This is a genomic window from Methanofollis aquaemaris (assembly GCF_017357525.1).
Classification (GTDB): Archaea; Halobacteriota; Methanomicrobia; order Methanomicrobiales; family Methanofollaceae; genus Methanofollis; species Methanofollis aquaemaris.
Genome location: NZ_CP036172.1, coordinates 76074 through 90083, shown reverse-complemented (window position 1 = coordinate 90083; position 14010 = coordinate 76074). Strand labels below are relative to the sequence as shown.

General features: G+C 61.2%; 14 protein-coding genes. 7 read left to right on the top strand and 7 right to left on the bottom strand.

Annotated elements, in window-relative coordinates; all coding sequences use genetic code 11:
* Window positions 1-28 precede the first annotated feature (28 nt).
* The 3 genes from RJ40_RS00400 to RJ40_RS00390 all read left to right on the top strand — a co-directional run bounded on the left by RJ40_RS00400 (window position 29) and on the right by RJ40_RS00390 (window position 3344).
* The gene (locus RJ40_RS00400; RefSeq protein ID WP_265581364.1) at window positions 29-814 is read left to right on the top strand and encodes an FHA domain-containing protein; all 786 of its coding nucleotides are present in this window, start codon (window positions 29-31) and stop codon (window positions 812-814) included.
* Between the two features lie 101 nt (window positions 815-915).
* Window positions 916-2559: a serine/threonine-protein kinase gene (locus RJ40_RS00395; protein ID WP_265581363.1), complete on the top strand. Its 1644-nt coding sequence runs from the start codon at window positions 916-918 to the stop codon at window positions 2557-2559.
* Window positions 2560-2927: 368 nt separating this feature from the next.
* Window positions 2928-3344 carry a hypothetical protein gene (locus tag RJ40_RS00390; protein ID WP_265581362.1) on the top strand — a complete coding sequence of 139 codons (417 nt, stop codon included), beginning with the start codon at window positions 2928-2930 and terminating at the stop codon, window positions 3342-3344.
* 309 nt (window positions 3345-3653) lie between these two features.
* Here RJ40_RS00390 and RJ40_RS00385 read toward each other — a convergent pair whose 3' ends face one another.
* Entirely contained in the window at window positions 3654-4442 is a 789-nt protein-coding gene (locus RJ40_RS00385; protein WP_265581361.1) for a heparan-alpha-glucosaminide N-acetyltransferase, read from the bottom strand.
* A gap of 182 nt (window positions 4443-4624) precedes the next feature.
* Between RJ40_RS00385 and RJ40_RS00380 the strand changes: the two genes are divergently transcribed.
* Entirely contained in the window at window positions 4625-7585 is a 2961-nt protein-coding gene (locus RJ40_RS00380) for a hybrid sensor histidine kinase/response regulator (protein ID WP_265581360.1), read from the top strand.
* Here RJ40_RS00380 and RJ40_RS00375 read toward each other — a convergent pair.
* Window positions 7569-8117, bottom strand: coding sequence for a diacylglycerol/polyprenol kinase family protein (locus tag RJ40_RS00375; protein WP_265581358.1), 549 nt, complete (start codon window positions 8115-8117; stop codon window positions 7569-7571). The two genes, RJ40_RS00380 and RJ40_RS00375, sit on opposite strands and share 17 nt — an antisense overlap.
* 87 nt (window positions 8118-8204) lie before the next feature.
* Between RJ40_RS00375 and RJ40_RS00370 the strand changes: the two genes are divergently transcribed.
* Window positions 8205-8387, top strand: coding sequence for a hypothetical protein (locus RJ40_RS00370; RefSeq protein WP_265581357.1), 183 nt, complete (start codon window positions 8205-8207; stop codon window positions 8385-8387).
* Here the strand turns inward: RJ40_RS00370 and RJ40_RS00365 are convergent, their stop codons facing one another.
* Both RJ40_RS00365 and RJ40_RS00360 read right to left on the bottom strand, forming a co-directional pair.
* Window positions 8388-8897 carry a hypothetical protein gene (locus tag RJ40_RS00365; protein ID WP_265581356.1) on the bottom strand — a complete coding sequence of 170 codons (510 nt, stop codon included), beginning with the start codon at window positions 8895-8897 and terminating at the stop codon, window positions 8388-8390.
* Between the two features lie 14 nt (window positions 8898-8911).
* The gene (locus RJ40_RS00360) at window positions 8912-9154 is read right to left on the bottom strand and encodes a hypothetical protein (RefSeq protein WP_265581355.1); all 243 of its coding nucleotides are present in this window, start codon (window positions 9152-9154) and stop codon (window positions 8912-8914) included.
* 136 nt (window positions 9155-9290) lie between these two features.
* On the opposite strand from RJ40_RS00360, the gene RJ40_RS00355 reads away from it, so the two are divergent.
* Complete coding sequence (locus RJ40_RS00355) at window positions 9291-9851, top strand: CDP-alcohol phosphatidyltransferase family protein (RefSeq protein ID WP_265581354.1); 561 nt, start codon at window positions 9291-9293, stop codon at window positions 9849-9851.
* An 864-nt stretch (window positions 9852-10715) separates the two neighbouring features.
* Here RJ40_RS00355 and RJ40_RS00350 read toward each other — a convergent pair.
* From RJ40_RS00350 to RJ40_RS00340, 3 genes are all read right to left on the bottom strand, one after another.
* Complete coding sequence (locus tag RJ40_RS00350) at window positions 10716-11162, bottom strand: DUF5658 family protein (protein ID WP_265581353.1); 447 nt, start codon at window positions 11160-11162, stop codon at window positions 10716-10718.
* Between the two features lie 30 nt (window positions 11163-11192).
* Complete coding sequence (locus tag RJ40_RS00345) at window positions 11193-11660, bottom strand: type IV pilin N-terminal domain-containing protein (RefSeq protein WP_265581352.1); 468 nt, start codon at window positions 11658-11660, stop codon at window positions 11193-11195.
* A gap of 1468 nt (window positions 11661-13128) precedes the next feature.
* The gene (locus RJ40_RS00340) at window positions 13129-13380 is read right to left on the bottom strand and encodes a hypothetical protein (protein ID WP_265581351.1); all 252 of its coding nucleotides are present in this window, start codon (window positions 13378-13380) and stop codon (window positions 13129-13131) included.
* Window positions 13381-13735: 355 nt separating this feature from the next.
* Here RJ40_RS00340 and RJ40_RS00335 point away from each other — a divergent pair, with 355 nt between their 5' ends.
* Complete coding sequence (locus tag RJ40_RS00335; RefSeq protein ID WP_265581350.1) at window positions 13736-13891, top strand: hypothetical protein; 156 nt, start codon at window positions 13736-13738, stop codon at window positions 13889-13891.
* The last annotated feature ends 119 nt before the right edge of the window (window positions 13892-14010 follow it).

Genomic DNA, 14010 nt, shown 5'->3' with positions numbered 1-14010 from the left:
CGTCGGGGCGCATCAGAGGATGAGGTGGATGATGGAGGAAGAAGCAGGGACTCACACACTTCTGGTCGAGCGCGACGAGGACTTCCTCGCCGAACTCTCCGAATATCTCGACGTGCTCGGGAGCGGGACGCGCCTGAAGATCCTGAAGGTGATCGAGCGGCGGCCCAAGGATATCAGGGAGATCTCGCGCGAGATCGAGACGAGTTATGAGAACACCAAGAAGCACATCGACAAACTGCTCAGGATCGGGGTGATCAGGAAGGAGGCCGGGATGAGCAGGCCGACGGCGAAGGGGGTGCACCCGGTCTGGAAGTATTCGGTGGTTCCGGGGGGGATGGAGGGGATTGTCAGGAGTCTCAGTCTCTTCGGCAATGTCGGGCTCATGCCTTCCGATGCCGTGCTTTCCGAACGTCTTGCCGCGGTGCAGGAGCAGGTCTCGGAAGAACTGGCGACGGCCGTGCCGGTGCTGATGCTCCTCGGCGGTCCTGACGACGGGAAGGTCTTCCCCCTTCATGGGGAGCGGGTCGCCGTCGGCCGGGAGGATCCGGGCGGGACGGGGGGATACGATCGGATGGCCGATATCGTTCTTGCCGAGCATTACGCCGCGGTGACCAGGGTCACCCACCCGCATGCCCTGCTGACGCTGGAGGAGGGGGCCTGGTATCTTGAGGACTGCGGGAGTACCGGCGGGACGGTGCTCAACAGCGTCCTCCTTGAAGGGAAACAGAAGGTCGCCCTCCATGACGGCGACCTCATCGCCCTGGGAAAGGGCATGAAGGGTGCCCGTCTTGTCGTCACCCTGCCCGGCGCCTGAGGCGGCGGGGTCGCATTCCGTCGATTTCATACCCCTGTCCCCCCCATAGTTTTTCAGGTCAAAATATCCCCGCTCTCCGGGGTACCCCGACGGTGACATGCATGCGATCCCCCGAGCCCTTCATCCAGTGTCTTCTCCTTTTTTTCCTCGTCGGAGCGCTCGCCCCGGTCATGGGAGCGGCGGCGGTCATGGTCCCCGCCGAAGGGCCGCATATGGATGTCCAGGAGATGCAGCATCCATGGAGGGGAGGCAATGTCACCGGGGACGAGGCCGGTTTTCTGCCGGTGAGGGACGGGACGCATCAGGCGGCCGTGGCAACGACGGTGATGGCCTACCTCACCGCTTTCTTCAGCGTCGGCCTCTCCATCCTGGTCGTCGCCGTGCTTTTCACCCTTGGCAGGGATGCGTCGCGGGGCTACCGGTACGCCCTCACTTCGCGGGCCGCCGGGCTCCTCGCGGCGGCGTACGGTATCCTCGGATCTTTTTCCGCCATCTTTGCCGTCGGCGCCCTCTCGACATTCAGCGCGGTGACGATGGGGCCGGTCGGGGGCGGGGGACGGGAGCCCGATCCGGCCTTCGCCGTCATAGGCATCTGCCTCGTCTACCTTGCATTCTCCTCCTTCGCCCTGGCGTATGCATCGTTCAGGCGTCTCCCGGCGATCTACCTTCTCAGGGCCCACCCGTTCCCGGCGCTGGCTCTTCTCCTGGTCGGTCTGGTGGGTTTCGTGCCGCTCTTCCGCGGGCCGGGCGGCGATCTCCTCGCGGTCCCGGTGCTTCTTGCGTCCGCACTCCTTCCGGTTCTTCAGATGCGGAGTCTCACGGTCGCGAAGCGGGGGGCGACGACCGTCATCGGCGGTGATGATGGCCCTCTGACGGTCGTCGGGGACGACGAGGCGGCGACCCCCGCTGCACAGTCGTCGGGTTTTCCCGCGGGGCTCTCAGCGCGGTACGCCGATGTGACATATATCGGCAGAGGCGGGAACGCCAGAGTGTTCCGGGCGGTTCGCCGTGCCGACGGCGAGACGGTCGCGGTCAAGATCCCCCTCGGGACCGACGAACTGACCGGGCGCTACTTTCTCAAGGAGATGCGGATCTGGGAGGGGCTCGACCACCCGAACATCGTGAGGCTGTACGCCCTCAACATCCTGCCCGTCCCCTTCGTCGAGATGGAATATGTGGAGCGGTCGCTCCAGGAGATCGAGAAGCCGGTGAGCGAGGCGGTGGCCCTGAAGATCGCGAGGGGAGTCGCCGCAGGTCTCGGCTACGCCCACGAGAGGGGGGTGATCCACCGCGATATCAAACCGGCAAACCTCCTCGTCGCACCAGGATGGGTTCCGAAGATCACCGACTGGGGGCTGGGCAAGGAGGTCGCGGATACCGGGACGACGAGTGTGACCGCCTTCTCCCTGGACTACGCAGCCCCCGAACAGGTCTCGCCCTCGCAGTTCGGGCCTCCCGGCAGGGAGACCGACATCTTCCAGTTCGGGGTGGTGCTGTACGAACTCCTCACCGGCGGGCGCCCGTTCCCCGGCGAGGGGATCGGCGAGGTGAGCATGGCGATCCTCACCGCCGACCCTCCCCTCCCCTCAACGCTGGACCCGGCCCTTGCCGGATGGGACAGGGTCGTCGGGCGGTGTCTGGCAAAAGATCCTGAGCGGCGGTATCACTCGGTCGCCGACCTCCTCGACGCCCTGGACGGGGTCGGTGAGAAGGGTGAACCGCTGGACGCCGTGGATCGATCATGAAGTGAAAGCACTCTTCATGTCCGAATGGGAAGGCGTGATGATCAGAGGCGCCGCCCTCAATCGCAGAATCTTCCCCGCCGTCTCGCACCGGGGGGCCGCGCCCCCCGGACCCCCCCACGGACGAAGATAGGTGGGGGCGGCGATGGAACAAGGTCTCCACCGATTCTCCTGTCTTGAAAAAAAGCGAGCAAGCGACGAAAAATGTTCATCCCGTATGCTTGAGCATGGGGTTCATACAAAATTCTACAAATCATATCGTTGAACCGATCGGTTCAACGGTTGCACTCCGGGTATTTCGGGAATATTTATCCGCACCTGTCAAGTGTTGATCAGGGTGCCTCTCCGGCACCGATATCTGGAGGAAGAAGATGAGAAAGATCGGTATCATCGGCATCATATGCCTCTGCTGTGTCTGTGCGTTCCTCGCCATGCCGGCGAGCGCATTCTTCGGCGGAGGTTCCGGCCACTATGCCCGGGGCGGTGCGCCGGGTGTTGCATGCGAGGAGAACAGGATCGGCGGGCACGGGTTCGGTGCAGGCAACCACGGCGCATACCCCGCGGCCCCGGCCCTCGCCGCCCTCGATGAGAGCGGGTACGACACCTCCGAACTGAAGGCCCTCATCGATGTCGCACAGCAGGCCCGCGAGAACGGAGACTGCGAGACGGCATTCGAGACGATGCAGGAGTTCAGGACCGCACTGCAGACCGCCCTCGACGAGAGCGGGATTGCGGCGGGCTTTGAAAGGTGCGGATCTCAACGCGGCCCCTGCTTCGGGTCCGTCTGAGCGGGGAGAGCCCTCCCCCTTTTTTTCCAAGAGTGCGTCCCGGAAGTATTCCTGGTTTGCTCATTCACCCGGACGGGAGTACATTTTTTCGGCTCTGTTGAATCGCTCATGAAGCGAAAGCACGCCTCAGACATACCTCATCAAAAGTTTTTCACGGTAAACCCTCTGGATGGCTATCTCTGCGGGGGGACGGTAAGTCCCTCATCATGTTTGTTGATTTTGCCTTCCCATCCCTATCTTCATCCCCGAGGTTCCGGGGGCAGCGCCTCCGGCGCGAGCGTGGAAGGCACGTCGATCAGACCGCCGCCGTCACGCCACAAGCCCGAGGCCCATCAGCAGCCCCAGTATCACGGGTTGGTGGACGAGATAGATGAAGAGCGAGTGCCTGCCACAAAGAGCGAGGAGTTCGGCGGCCCACCGGCCGTTCATCTCCGGGATCCTGAAACGCCTCTCTCCTTCAGGGTAGAGCCAGAACCCGATCGCCATCCCGATGAGGGCCACGCCGAGCCAGGGGATGACCGGGACATAGTCGACGCTGTAGAAGGCGGTCGGGTGGATGCCAAGCCAGAGGAGCCAGTACGGGCCGTTGACTCCGCTGAGCGGGACGGCGGCGAGGATGAACGCCGCGCCGACGGGGAGGTTCCAGAGGCCGAGCCTGAGGAAGAAGGGGGCGACGATGATGGCGAAGCCGATGAGGTGGAGGATCCCGAAGACCACGAAGCCGTCGCCGAGGTAGAGCCAGGTGGCGAGGGTGACGAGGAGGCCGTACAGGAAAATTTTCCCGCCGCGGCGTGCGTAGTCGGCCCAGAGCGCACGCCCGGTGAGCCGGTCTTTTCTGCGGGCATAACTGATCGGAAGCGAGAGTCCGGCGAGGGCGATGAAGAGCGAGGCGGTCACCATGGCGAAGAGTTTCCAGAACCCGGTGTGCACCTCCACGTCTGCGATCCCGAAGTAGGAGAGGTCGAAGAGGAGGTGGTAGAGGACCATCATCAGGATCGCCGCGCCGCGCAGGAGATCGATCTCCAGGAAGCGCCGACCTGAGGTATGGGTGGAGAAGACTCCTGTCACAAAGTTGCGGATCCCGGCATGGAGCGGCATAGTTCGAGAGGAGGTATGTACCCTGAAGAATGATGACTCTTTTCCCGGAGTCTTGAAGGGACAGATAATCTCTTCTATCCTTTTCTTTGTCAGGAGATCATCTCCCGACCATCATATAGAATAAATAATATATATCGCAGGTTGAATGGTCGATCTGAATCAGGGGGAGATGGTGATGAGATATGATTCAACTGCTGCTGGTGGACGACGAGCCCGCAATTTTACAGGTGGGCAGGGTATTCCTTGAGGATCAGGGAGAGATATGTGTCGATGTGGCCGGGTCGGCCGGGGAGGCGATGGACCTTCTCAGGTCCTTCAGGTACGATGTCGTCGTCTCCGACTACGAGATGCCGCAGACCAACGGGATCGCCTTTCTCAAGGCGGTCAGAGAGTTCTGTCCTGGGATGCCGTTCATTCTCTTTACCGGAAAGGGGCGGGAGGAGGTGGTGATCGAGGCGCTGAACAGCGGCGCGGATTTTTATCTCCAGAAGGGCGGGGACGCGGTGGCCCAGTTCACCGAACTGACTCACAAGGTCAGGCAGGCGGTGAACAGGAGGAGGACCGAGCGGGCGTTCAGGGAGTCTGAGAAAAATTACCGCGACCTGGTGGAGAATCTCCCGAATATTCTCTTCAAGGCAGACCGGGAGGGAAAGATCATCTATCTCAACAGGTGCGGCCTCGATGCGCTGGGGGTGACCGACGCGGAGGTGGTCGGTCAGAACTGGAACCTCTACCTCCACCCTGACGACCGGAAGGCGGCATGGGATTGGGGGGTCGAGATGGTCAGGACCGGCAAACCGGTGATCAACCGTGAGGTGAGGGTACTGAGGAGGGGAGAGATGGGGGCGGCGTTCCCGGCCCTTCTCACCTTCACGCCGCTCTGGGACGGAGACGATCAGTTCTTCGCTCTCCAGGGGATTGCGGTCGATATCTCCGAGAGAAAAAAGGCACAGGAGGCTCTCAGGGAGGCGGAGTTCAGGTACCAGATCATCGCCGAGGGGATCTACGACGGCGTCACGGTGGGCGGAACGGACGGGACGATCATCTTCGCATCCCCGTCGATGGAAAGGCTCTCCGGTCACCGTCCTGAGGAGATGCTCGGACGGTCATATACCGAATTTGTGAGGGGCCCGGATATCGAGAGGATCCAGGAACATTTCAGGAGGACGGTCAAAGGAGAGTGTTTCGAGGGGCTTCTGGTCCAGGTGATGCAAAAGGACGGGGGTTGTATCGATATCGAGATGAACGGCGGCCCGGTTTATGACAAAGACGGGGAGATCTACGGCATCCAGAGCATCATGCGCGATGTCACCAGACAGAAGCAGGCCGATTTGGCGCTCAGGGAGAGCGAGGAGCGTCTGAATGTCACGCTCCGTTCGATCGGCGACGGGGTGGTCGTGACCGATGCGGAGGGGCGGGTGGTGATGCTCAACACGGTGGCCGAGGAACTGACCGGGTGGTTGGAAGAGGAGGCCTTCGGGCGGCCCCTGGACGAGGTCTTTATCATCATCAATGAGAGGAGTCGCCGACCGACGGAGAACCCGGTCAGACGGGTGATCGAGACCGGGCGGGTGGTGGGTCTGGCAAACCACACCGCACTCATCGCGAGGGACGGGAGCGAACGGTTGATCGCGGATAGTGCCGCACCGATCCGGGACCGGGACGGCGGGATCATCGGGGTGGTGCTCGTCTTCCGCGACGTGACCGCGGAAAAAGAGGCCGAGGCCGATCGTTTCAGGCTCGCGGCCATCGTCGAGTCGTCGGAGGACGCGATCTTCGGGACCGATCTGGAGGGTGTCGTCACGAGCTGGAACTCTGCGGCAACGACGATCTTTGGCTATACTCCGGAAGAAGCAATCGGTCGCCATGTATCAATTTTCGCTCATGGGAAGAGGAAGGGCGAGTTCAAGGAGATTGTCGGACGGATCGAGAAAGGGGAGACGACCGGTCATTATGAGAGTGTGCGGGTGAGAAAGGACGGGACGGAGATCGAGGCCTCCATTACGGTCTCACCGATCAGAGATGAAGACGGATCCATTATGGGGTTCTCCGCGATATCCCGGGATGTCAGCCAGCGCAACGAGGCGGTGCGGGCGCTGAAGGAGAAGGAGGAGATGATGAACCTGGTCATCAAGGGGGCCGACCTGGGTATGTGGGACTGGAACCCTTCCACCGGCGAACTGCTCTTCAACCGGATCTATGAGGAGATGCTCGGATATGATCCTGACGAACTGGAGAGGAGCGACCTCCTGTGGTCGCGTCTCATCCACCCTGAGGATTATCCGCGGGTACATGAGGCCATGCAGACGCATCTCGAAGGGGATAGTCCGTATTATCATGTAGAGTTCAGGATGAGACGAAAAGACGAGCACTGGGCATGGATCCGGAGTCAGGGGAAGGTGGTGCAGAGGAGCGACGGGGGTATGCCGCTCAGGATAACCGGGGTTCACCAGGACATCACCGAGGTCCGCAGGTATGAGGAGGAACTGAAGAAGGCGAATAAGAAACTGAATATCCTCAACGGGATCACCAGGCACGATATCGTCAACCAGATCGTGGCGCTCCAGGGGTATCTGTATCTCATCAGAAAGTCGGCCCTGGCCGACCGGGCGCTCGTCGGCCGCGTCGAGTCGTGTATGGAACAGACCGAGAAGATCAAACGGCAGATCTCGTTTACGAGGGATTACGAGCATATGGGGGTGAAGGCTCCGGAGTGGCAGGATCTGGAAACGGTGGTGCGGGGGGCGGCGGACGACCTGGCCCTGAATGGGGTCGCGCTCACGGTCGCCGTCGGGCCGCTGGAGGTCTATGCCGATCCGATGTTCCAGAAGGCGATCTTTAATCTGCTCGAAAACTCGGTGCGGCACGGGAACAGGGTTTCGGAGGTCAGGGTCTCGTTCAGGGAGAACGGCGAGGGGGGGGTGCTGATCATCGAGGACGACGGGATAGGGGTGCCGGTCGAGCACAAGCCTCATATTTTCGAGGCGGGTTTCGGGAAAAATACGGGGTACGGGCTCTTTCTGGTGAGGGAGATCCTGGATATCACGGGTATGACGATCGTCGAGACCGGGCGCGAGGCGGAGGGGGCGCGGTTCGAGATCGGGGTGCCCGAGAGGGAGTTCAGGATCAGGGCAGGAGAGTGAGGACGGTCCCGACGACGGGGGGGATGACGAGGTTGTCGTCGACCGGCGAGAGGAGTTCGGCGAGCATGGCGGCGGCCGCGGCGACGAGGGCGGGGAGCGGCGGGAGGATGAAGAGGAGGACGGCGGCGAGTGTCAGGAAGCCTCCGGCCGAGCCTTCGAGGGTTCGGCCGTTGATGAGGGTGTGGCGGCCGCAGGTGATCCCGACGACGGTGGCGGCGGAGTCGAGGACGGCGAGGGAGAGGACGGCGACGAAGGCGGTGTCGGGGGTGAAGAAGATGGAGGAGAAGAGGGCGCCGGCCACGAAGTACGCCGCGCCTTTGCCGGGGAAGGTCTCTTTGCGTTCGAAGGCTCCGACGATCTCGGTGAAGGGGGGGACGTATTGTCCGCGGAGGAGCGCTTCGCTGATGATGAGTCCGGCGATGAGGAGGGCGGCGTAGATTTTCGGCGCAAGTCCGGGCACGGGGATGAGGAGGATTGAGGCGATGCCGATGCCGAAGAGGAGGTGGACGGTCTGGCGTCCGAGTTCGCGCATGCGAGAGGATGGGAGGCGATCTGATATAGTCTTGCGGGATGTCCTCTTTTCGAAGGGTTAATGCCTCATCTGAGGTAAATGAAGGGTATGGAGATTGAATTCGAGGAGGTTGTCTGCAACCATTGCGAGGGTGCGGGCTGTATGTACTGCGAGAAGACGGGGAAGGTGCTTGTCAAGAAGCCTGCACGGCTTTGCGAGCGGTGCGATGGGACGGGGTGCATTTACTGCGGCTATACGGGGTGGGCCGGGGTGAAGGGGAAGTACGATTGATCAGGTGGGCCGCCTGACGAGGAGGGCGAGGGCGGCCGCGGCGATGGTGGCCGAGGTGGCCGCGCGGGTGGCGGGGCTCTCTTGTTCTTCGGTCTCGGGTGTCTCTTCTTCTCCGGTCTCCACGATGAGTGCGGGGCGTCGGAGGGTGACGGCGAGGGTGGAGTAGACGGCATCGTCTGTCCGGAGGTCGTCTCGTGCGGTCGGTCGGTCGGAGGCGTAGATGGTGTAGGTGCCGGGGTCGATCCCGAGGCCGGTGGTCTTCCAGCGGTACCGCCATCCGCCGTCGTCGCCGACGGTGACGGTGGTGAAGGTGTCGGGGTCGCCGGTCTCGACGGCGGCGGCGTCGACCAGGTCGACTCCTCCGGCAGGGAGGTTTGGGCCGGTGAAGAAGAGGTAGATGGTTTCTCCTGCCGGGGCGGTGCCGGTGAGTTCGATCTCTTCCCCGAGGACGGCCCCGGCGGCGAGGGCGACGAGCGGGATGAGGAGGAGGCCGAGAGATGCGCGGCGCATTGTCTCACCGGTTCTCAGAGGATGTTGGCGTACACGATGCGGTCGGTGATCTCCACGAATCTGGTGGTCTCGTCGTCGTTGAGCGGTATGTCTCTGATCTCTTCGATCCTGAGGTCGACGGCGCCGTCGGCGTATTCGGCGACGATGGCGAGGTGGCCGGTGACGGGGTCGCCGAAGATGGCCCTGAGTTCTTCGTCGTTTTCCAGGTCTCTGATGATGGCTGCGAGGCTCTCCAGCCTGATGCCTACACGTTTCACGAAATTCCCCCCTGTGCGTATGTGCAGATCTTGTATTATTCACTGAATATATAAGCAGGACGGATCTGCGAAGAAAGGTTGATGTCGGTTCTGTTCAGATATCAGATGGATCTGAGGCGGTATGATAGACGGGTGGATGAGGGAACGAACTGAAGGGGTTCTTTCGCGGGTGGCTGCGGTCGTCGGGAGGAGCGGGGTCACTCCGAATGTTCTGACGGTCGCGGGGTTTCTCGTCATCGCGGTCGCCGCGGTGCTCATCGTCTCGGGGCGTCTGGTGGCCGCGGGGGTGGTGCTGGGTTTCGGTGGTCTCTTCGACGCTCTCGATGGTGCGGTGGCGAGGGTAAACGGGCAGGCGAGTCGTTTCGGGGCGTTCTTCGATTCGGTGCTGGACCGATATGCCGAGGCGTTCCTCTTCGGCGGGCTTTTTCTTTATTTTGCCGGCGACCGGACGGCCCAGGCGCTCACCTTCGCGGCCCTGGTGGGTTCCCTGATGGTGAGTTACACTCGTGCGCGGGCCGAGGGGTTGGGCGCGGAGTGCAGGGTCGGGCTTTTCACCAGGCTGGAACGGGTGCTCGTCCTTATCGCCGGTCTTCTCACCGGGTTCCTGGTCCCGGCGCTCTGGGTTCTCGCGGTTCTCACCAACTTCACGGCGGTGCAGCGGATGTGGCATGTCTGGCAGGTGACGAGGGAGGGGTGAGGCGCCCGGAAAAAATCGCGCTGATTTCCATCAGTTTTCCCCGGACGAGAACCGGTGTCCCGCGGGGCGGGGGGTTTTTCTATGTCTCCCGCTCATGCGGCCCTGAAATGGGCCGGGTTGCTTCATGATATGGTCTGCGTTCGACGGGCCGCTTCATTTCTCGCCGTTTCCGGGATCTCGCCATTCCGTCCCCGGATCAGGGGCCTCGATCGCAAAACCCGGCCCATTATGGCCGCATTTCACCTGGTGCCGACCCGCCCCCGGGGGGGAGGGGGTCACCTCGTCATCATACCTCGGGTGGCGATGAGGGAGCGGTGAACGGCCGGGAATCGCGCCGATTTCCTGCGTTTCTCCCCGGTCCAGAATCGACGTCCTGCGACGGGGGGAACCCATCGTATGCCCCGCAATCATACGGGCCGGCAAAGGGCCGCATTCTTTCATGATATGCCGTGCGTTCGACGGTCCGCTCCATTTCTCGTCGTTTCCCGGATCTCAGCATTCCAGCCCCGGATAAGAGGCTCTGATCGCAAAACCGGACCCGATATGGCCGTATTTCGCCCGCCACCGACCCGCCCCCGGAGGGGAACGGCGCCACCCCTTCATCGGTCCTCCGGGCGGGGGGAGCAGATATATATGCCGCCCGGACGGCGCCCTCACTTCGCCGCGTCAAAATCTAAAAAGAAAAAAGGAGGTGAGAAATGAACATCGCTGCCCCCCAGGGCCCGGCGGTGAGTTGATCCCACCCAGGGTGAAGGTTGAACCGATGAAACTATTTGTGAGGGGCAGACAACAGTAAATTATCCATCGTCAACATATAAATCTGCCGATATACCTTTGAGAATATGAAAATCCCCGGCCCCGCGTTCAGACCGGCGAGCAAGTTGCGATGACCCAGAAGTTGTTGACGAGCGGCAGGACGTAGAAGGCACACGCCGCACCGATGCAGTACACCCCTGCGCCCGGCACATACCGGTCGGCCACTCCCCCCAGTCCGACCACGACCCCGGCGTATGCGAGTTTGAGCAGCAGATGCAACGGAGGGCACCCGGTCACGCCCGTCATCACCGGGTTGCCCTCGTACCCGATCCCCATCCCCACCGCGTAGGTGGTCGTCGCCACGTCGCAGACGAGGAGGCCGATCAGGCAGAAAAGAAGAATTTTCTCGGTCAGGGTGAACGGGCGCGGAAAAAGTCCCGCGAGCAGGGAGAGCCCTCCCTCCCGGTGCCGTGCAACGATGCGGCGGGTGTTCTCCCGGCCTCCGACGCTGCGGACGCCCCCGTCGGATCGTGCACACGGGTCAGCGGGTGGCATGGGCTCTCTTCTCCTCCGGAGTCAGGGAGTTCAGGCGTAGGTCTTGTCGATGAACACCTGCTCGGTGCCATCGGCGAAGATGCCAATGACCTTAAGGTTTCCGCTCTCTTTTTTCAGCGTGAAGCAATCACCTGTTGTGAAGCCACCACTCTTAGTATAAAGACCATCAATGGTTGTAGTGCCGTCAGTATCCCAGACAGCATTGACACCATTCACTTGGAAATCGGCAGCATCAGTTATCGTCGCACCGTTACTGCCCCACATAAACTTCAACGACTTCAGTTCAGCAACGCTGGCACCCCCGTTCAGGTTCACCACCACGGTGTCGTCCTGGGCCGATGCCTTGAGGGCCACCACTTTCTGCTCTTTAATACTGTCAGTCGAGTTGAAGGCGAACATCGCGATCGTCGCCGCGAGGATCACCGTGATCGCAACCATCAGGATTACGCCGATGACCGGCGACACGGCCTCTTCATTCAATTTTTTTACGGAGTTCATCGAGTATCACTGCCCTGTTTGGGGCAGAAGATCAGATCTTTTAAAAATATTTAAACATTCCCATATCCTCTGGAGAACTTTTTGGGCAATGACGCGATAAAAAAAGTCAAAAGAGGATAATACCGCACCATATTGATCTGAACAACGAATCCGATCATCAAACGCGTTTCGGAGATTTTTTAACCCTAATCCGCATTCATTCCTATGCAGGCAGGACTTCGGCGATCCGCTCCCTCATAGACCCGTGAAACTGCCGGGCAGGCACGTTCATCCAGTATGTTCACCGGCATGCCTGCCCGGCCGCTCCGGTCTACCATCCCTGGCATCAAGAGACCGGCGGTTACCAGCCGCCGGAGAACCTGTCGCATGCTGTAACCGCGGTACGACGGCGGAGCAATCCGGGAGAACCTGTCGTACCCGGTATTTTTCCGGGGGGAGTGTCGGATTTTTTTCTGGCGTGGTTTTTTTGTTCGGTTTTTTGTTCGGTTTTTTTTCTGGTGTGGTTTTTTTTTGTTCGGTTTTTTTTCAGGTGTGGTTTTTTTGTTCGATTTTTTTGTTCGATTCGGATCGAGGCCGGACGATTGAAGGGGCGATGAGAGGGAGGAGCGATCGCCTCCCGTGCCCATGCACGTTCGGCCGCTCGCCTTCGACGGGCTTCAGGGGGCCTTCGGCCCCTGAACCCCTCAGCATGAAGATGGGGAGGGGAACGGCAGAGAGAGTGATCCAGAATGTTGTACCGAAGTCTCGCGCCTTCTACGGGCTTCAAGGGGCCTTCGGCCCCTGAACCCCTCAGCATGAAGATGGGGAGGGGGACGGGAAACGGTCGGGAGAAAATAGTATGACCTCGCTCACCAGGTCTGCCGCTCCGTCGTCCCCCGCCTATCGCAATCGGCGGGGGGGCGGGTGCGCAAAGCCCCCAGCGAGGGAGGGTGAACAAGAATGTTGTATCGAAGTCTCGCGCCTTCGACGGGCTTCAGGGGGCCTTCGGCCCCTGAACCCCTCGTCATGAAGATAGGGAGGGGGACGGGAAACGGCCGAGAGAATGGTAGGATCGTACTCTCCCCGGTCTGCCGCTCTGCCGTCCCCCGTCCATCGCCATCGCGGGGGGGCGGGTGCGCAAAGCCCCCGGCGAGAGAGAGTGATCCAGAATGTTGTACCGAAGTCTCGCGCCTTCTACGGGCTTCAAGGGGCCTTCGGCCCCTGAACCCCTCAGCATGAAGATTGGGAGCGGGACGGCAAACGGTCGGGAGAATGTATGATCGTACTCTCCCCGGTCTGCCGTCCCCCGCCGTCCCCCGCCCCATCGCCATCGCGGGGGTCCGATTCAACAGAGCCAGGTTTCGGTTTTATTCCGGGGCACGACTTCACATTCGCCCCGCGTCGCTCGATCTTATAACCCCGGAGGGGCATCCTTCCATGGGTGCAGTGCGATGATCCCGGTCCTGGAGTCGATGACGTGTTCAGCATTTCAGCAGATTTTCAGCAGATCTTCAGCAGTTGCTGAACAGATCAAAGAGCCAGGAAAGGCGTTGGATTTCACGGTACGAATACAGAGAGAGAGATAGATCTCTCTCTCCAGAGTAAAGTACAGCAGATCGCCCACCCGCACGGCATCACCGGTTCCCCGGTGTCCGGGTGGGGGCGTGTGCGCGAAACCCGAAATGTTGATAACGATCCCGTGATCCGGCGGACGATGGAAAAAATCCTGATCAGGGTGCATCCCGCCGCCCGTTGAATGACAGCACCTGCTGATATGTGCTGAAAAGTGCTGAAAAACCGGGGGGTCTGCTGAAAGAAAAACCTCCGCGGCGTCATGGCCCGGCGCTCTCTTCACGCAGGTGAAGCCCGACGCCGGGCGGCAAACGGTCGGCCGAACCGCGGGAATAGGAAAAATCGCGCGCTCACCGGACCCGCCGTCCCGTTCACCGCCACCGCCCCCGTGCGGCGGCGGGCCGGGAGTTGCACCCCCCCATCCCCCCCCGTCCCGCGCGAATTATCACGAAAGATCGTCAATAATCCCACAGATCGAATTCAGAACATCTATATCCCCCTCGGCCAAACGCGAAGACAGCACCATGAAGACCAAGATGATGATGTACCGGGAATCCCTCAACGAATGGTACGACGGTGAGTTCCGGGAGTGCATGCGCAACGTCAACCTCTACCACGCCGTCATGCTGAAGGTGGACGGCGTCAGCGCCGAGGAGATCGAGGTCAGAGAACTTTTCTGAGAAATCTTTTGAACTCTTCTTTCGAAATGTGAATCCGGGGCCGACCCCCACCCCATCGCAATCCCTGAGACCCGGAGGCGGCGACCCCGGCGCGTATGGTGTGGGAAGGCGCGATGATC

Bases quoted from the DNA above. Each gene is read 5' to 3' on its own strand.
- RJ40_RS00400 (WP_265581364.1), top strand. From the start codon at position 29: ATGATGGAGGAAGAAGCAGGGACTCACACACTTCTGGTCGAGCGCGAC.
- RJ40_RS00395 (WP_265581363.1), top strand. From the start codon at position 916: ATGCGATCCCCCGAGCCCTTCATCCAGTGTCTTCTCCTTTTTTTCCTC.
- RJ40_RS00390 (WP_265581362.1), top strand. From the start codon at position 2,928: ATGAGAAAGATCGGTATCATCGGCATCATATGCCTCTGCTGTGTCTGT.
- RJ40_RS00385 (WP_265581361.1), bottom strand. From the start codon at position 4,442: ATGCCGCTCCATGCCGGGATCCGCAACTTTGTGACAGGAGTCTTCTCC.
- RJ40_RS00380 (WP_265581360.1), top strand. From the start codon at position 4,625: ATGATTCAACTGCTGCTGGTGGACGACGAGCCCGCAATTTTACAGGTG.
- RJ40_RS00375 (WP_265581358.1), bottom strand. From the start codon at position 8,117: ATGCGCGAACTCGGACGCCAGACCGTCCACCTCCTCTTCGGCATCGGC.
- RJ40_RS00370 (WP_265581357.1), top strand. From the start codon at position 8,205: ATGGAGATTGAATTCGAGGAGGTTGTCTGCAACCATTGCGAGGGTGCG.
- RJ40_RS00365 (WP_265581356.1), bottom strand. From the start codon at position 8,897: ATGCGCCGCGCATCTCTCGGCCTCCTCCTCATCCCGCTCGTCGCCCTC.
- RJ40_RS00355 (WP_265581354.1), top strand. From the start codon at position 9,291: ATGAGGGAACGAACTGAAGGGGTTCTTTCGCGGGTGGCTGCGGTCGTC.
- RJ40_RS00350 (WP_265581353.1), bottom strand. From the start codon at position 11,162: ATGCCACCCGCTGACCCGTGTGCACGATCCGACGGGGGCGTCCGCAGC.
- RJ40_RS00345 (WP_265581352.1), bottom strand. From the start codon at position 11,660: ATGAACTCCGTAAAAAAATTGAATGAAGAGGCCGTGTCGCCGGTCATC.
- RJ40_RS00340 (WP_265581351.1), bottom strand. From the start codon at position 13,380: ATGCACCCTGATCAGGATTTTTTCCATCGTCCGCCGGATCACGGGATC.
- RJ40_RS00335 (WP_265581350.1), top strand. From the start codon at position 13,736: ATGAAGACCAAGATGATGATGTACCGGGAATCCCTCAACGAATGGTAC.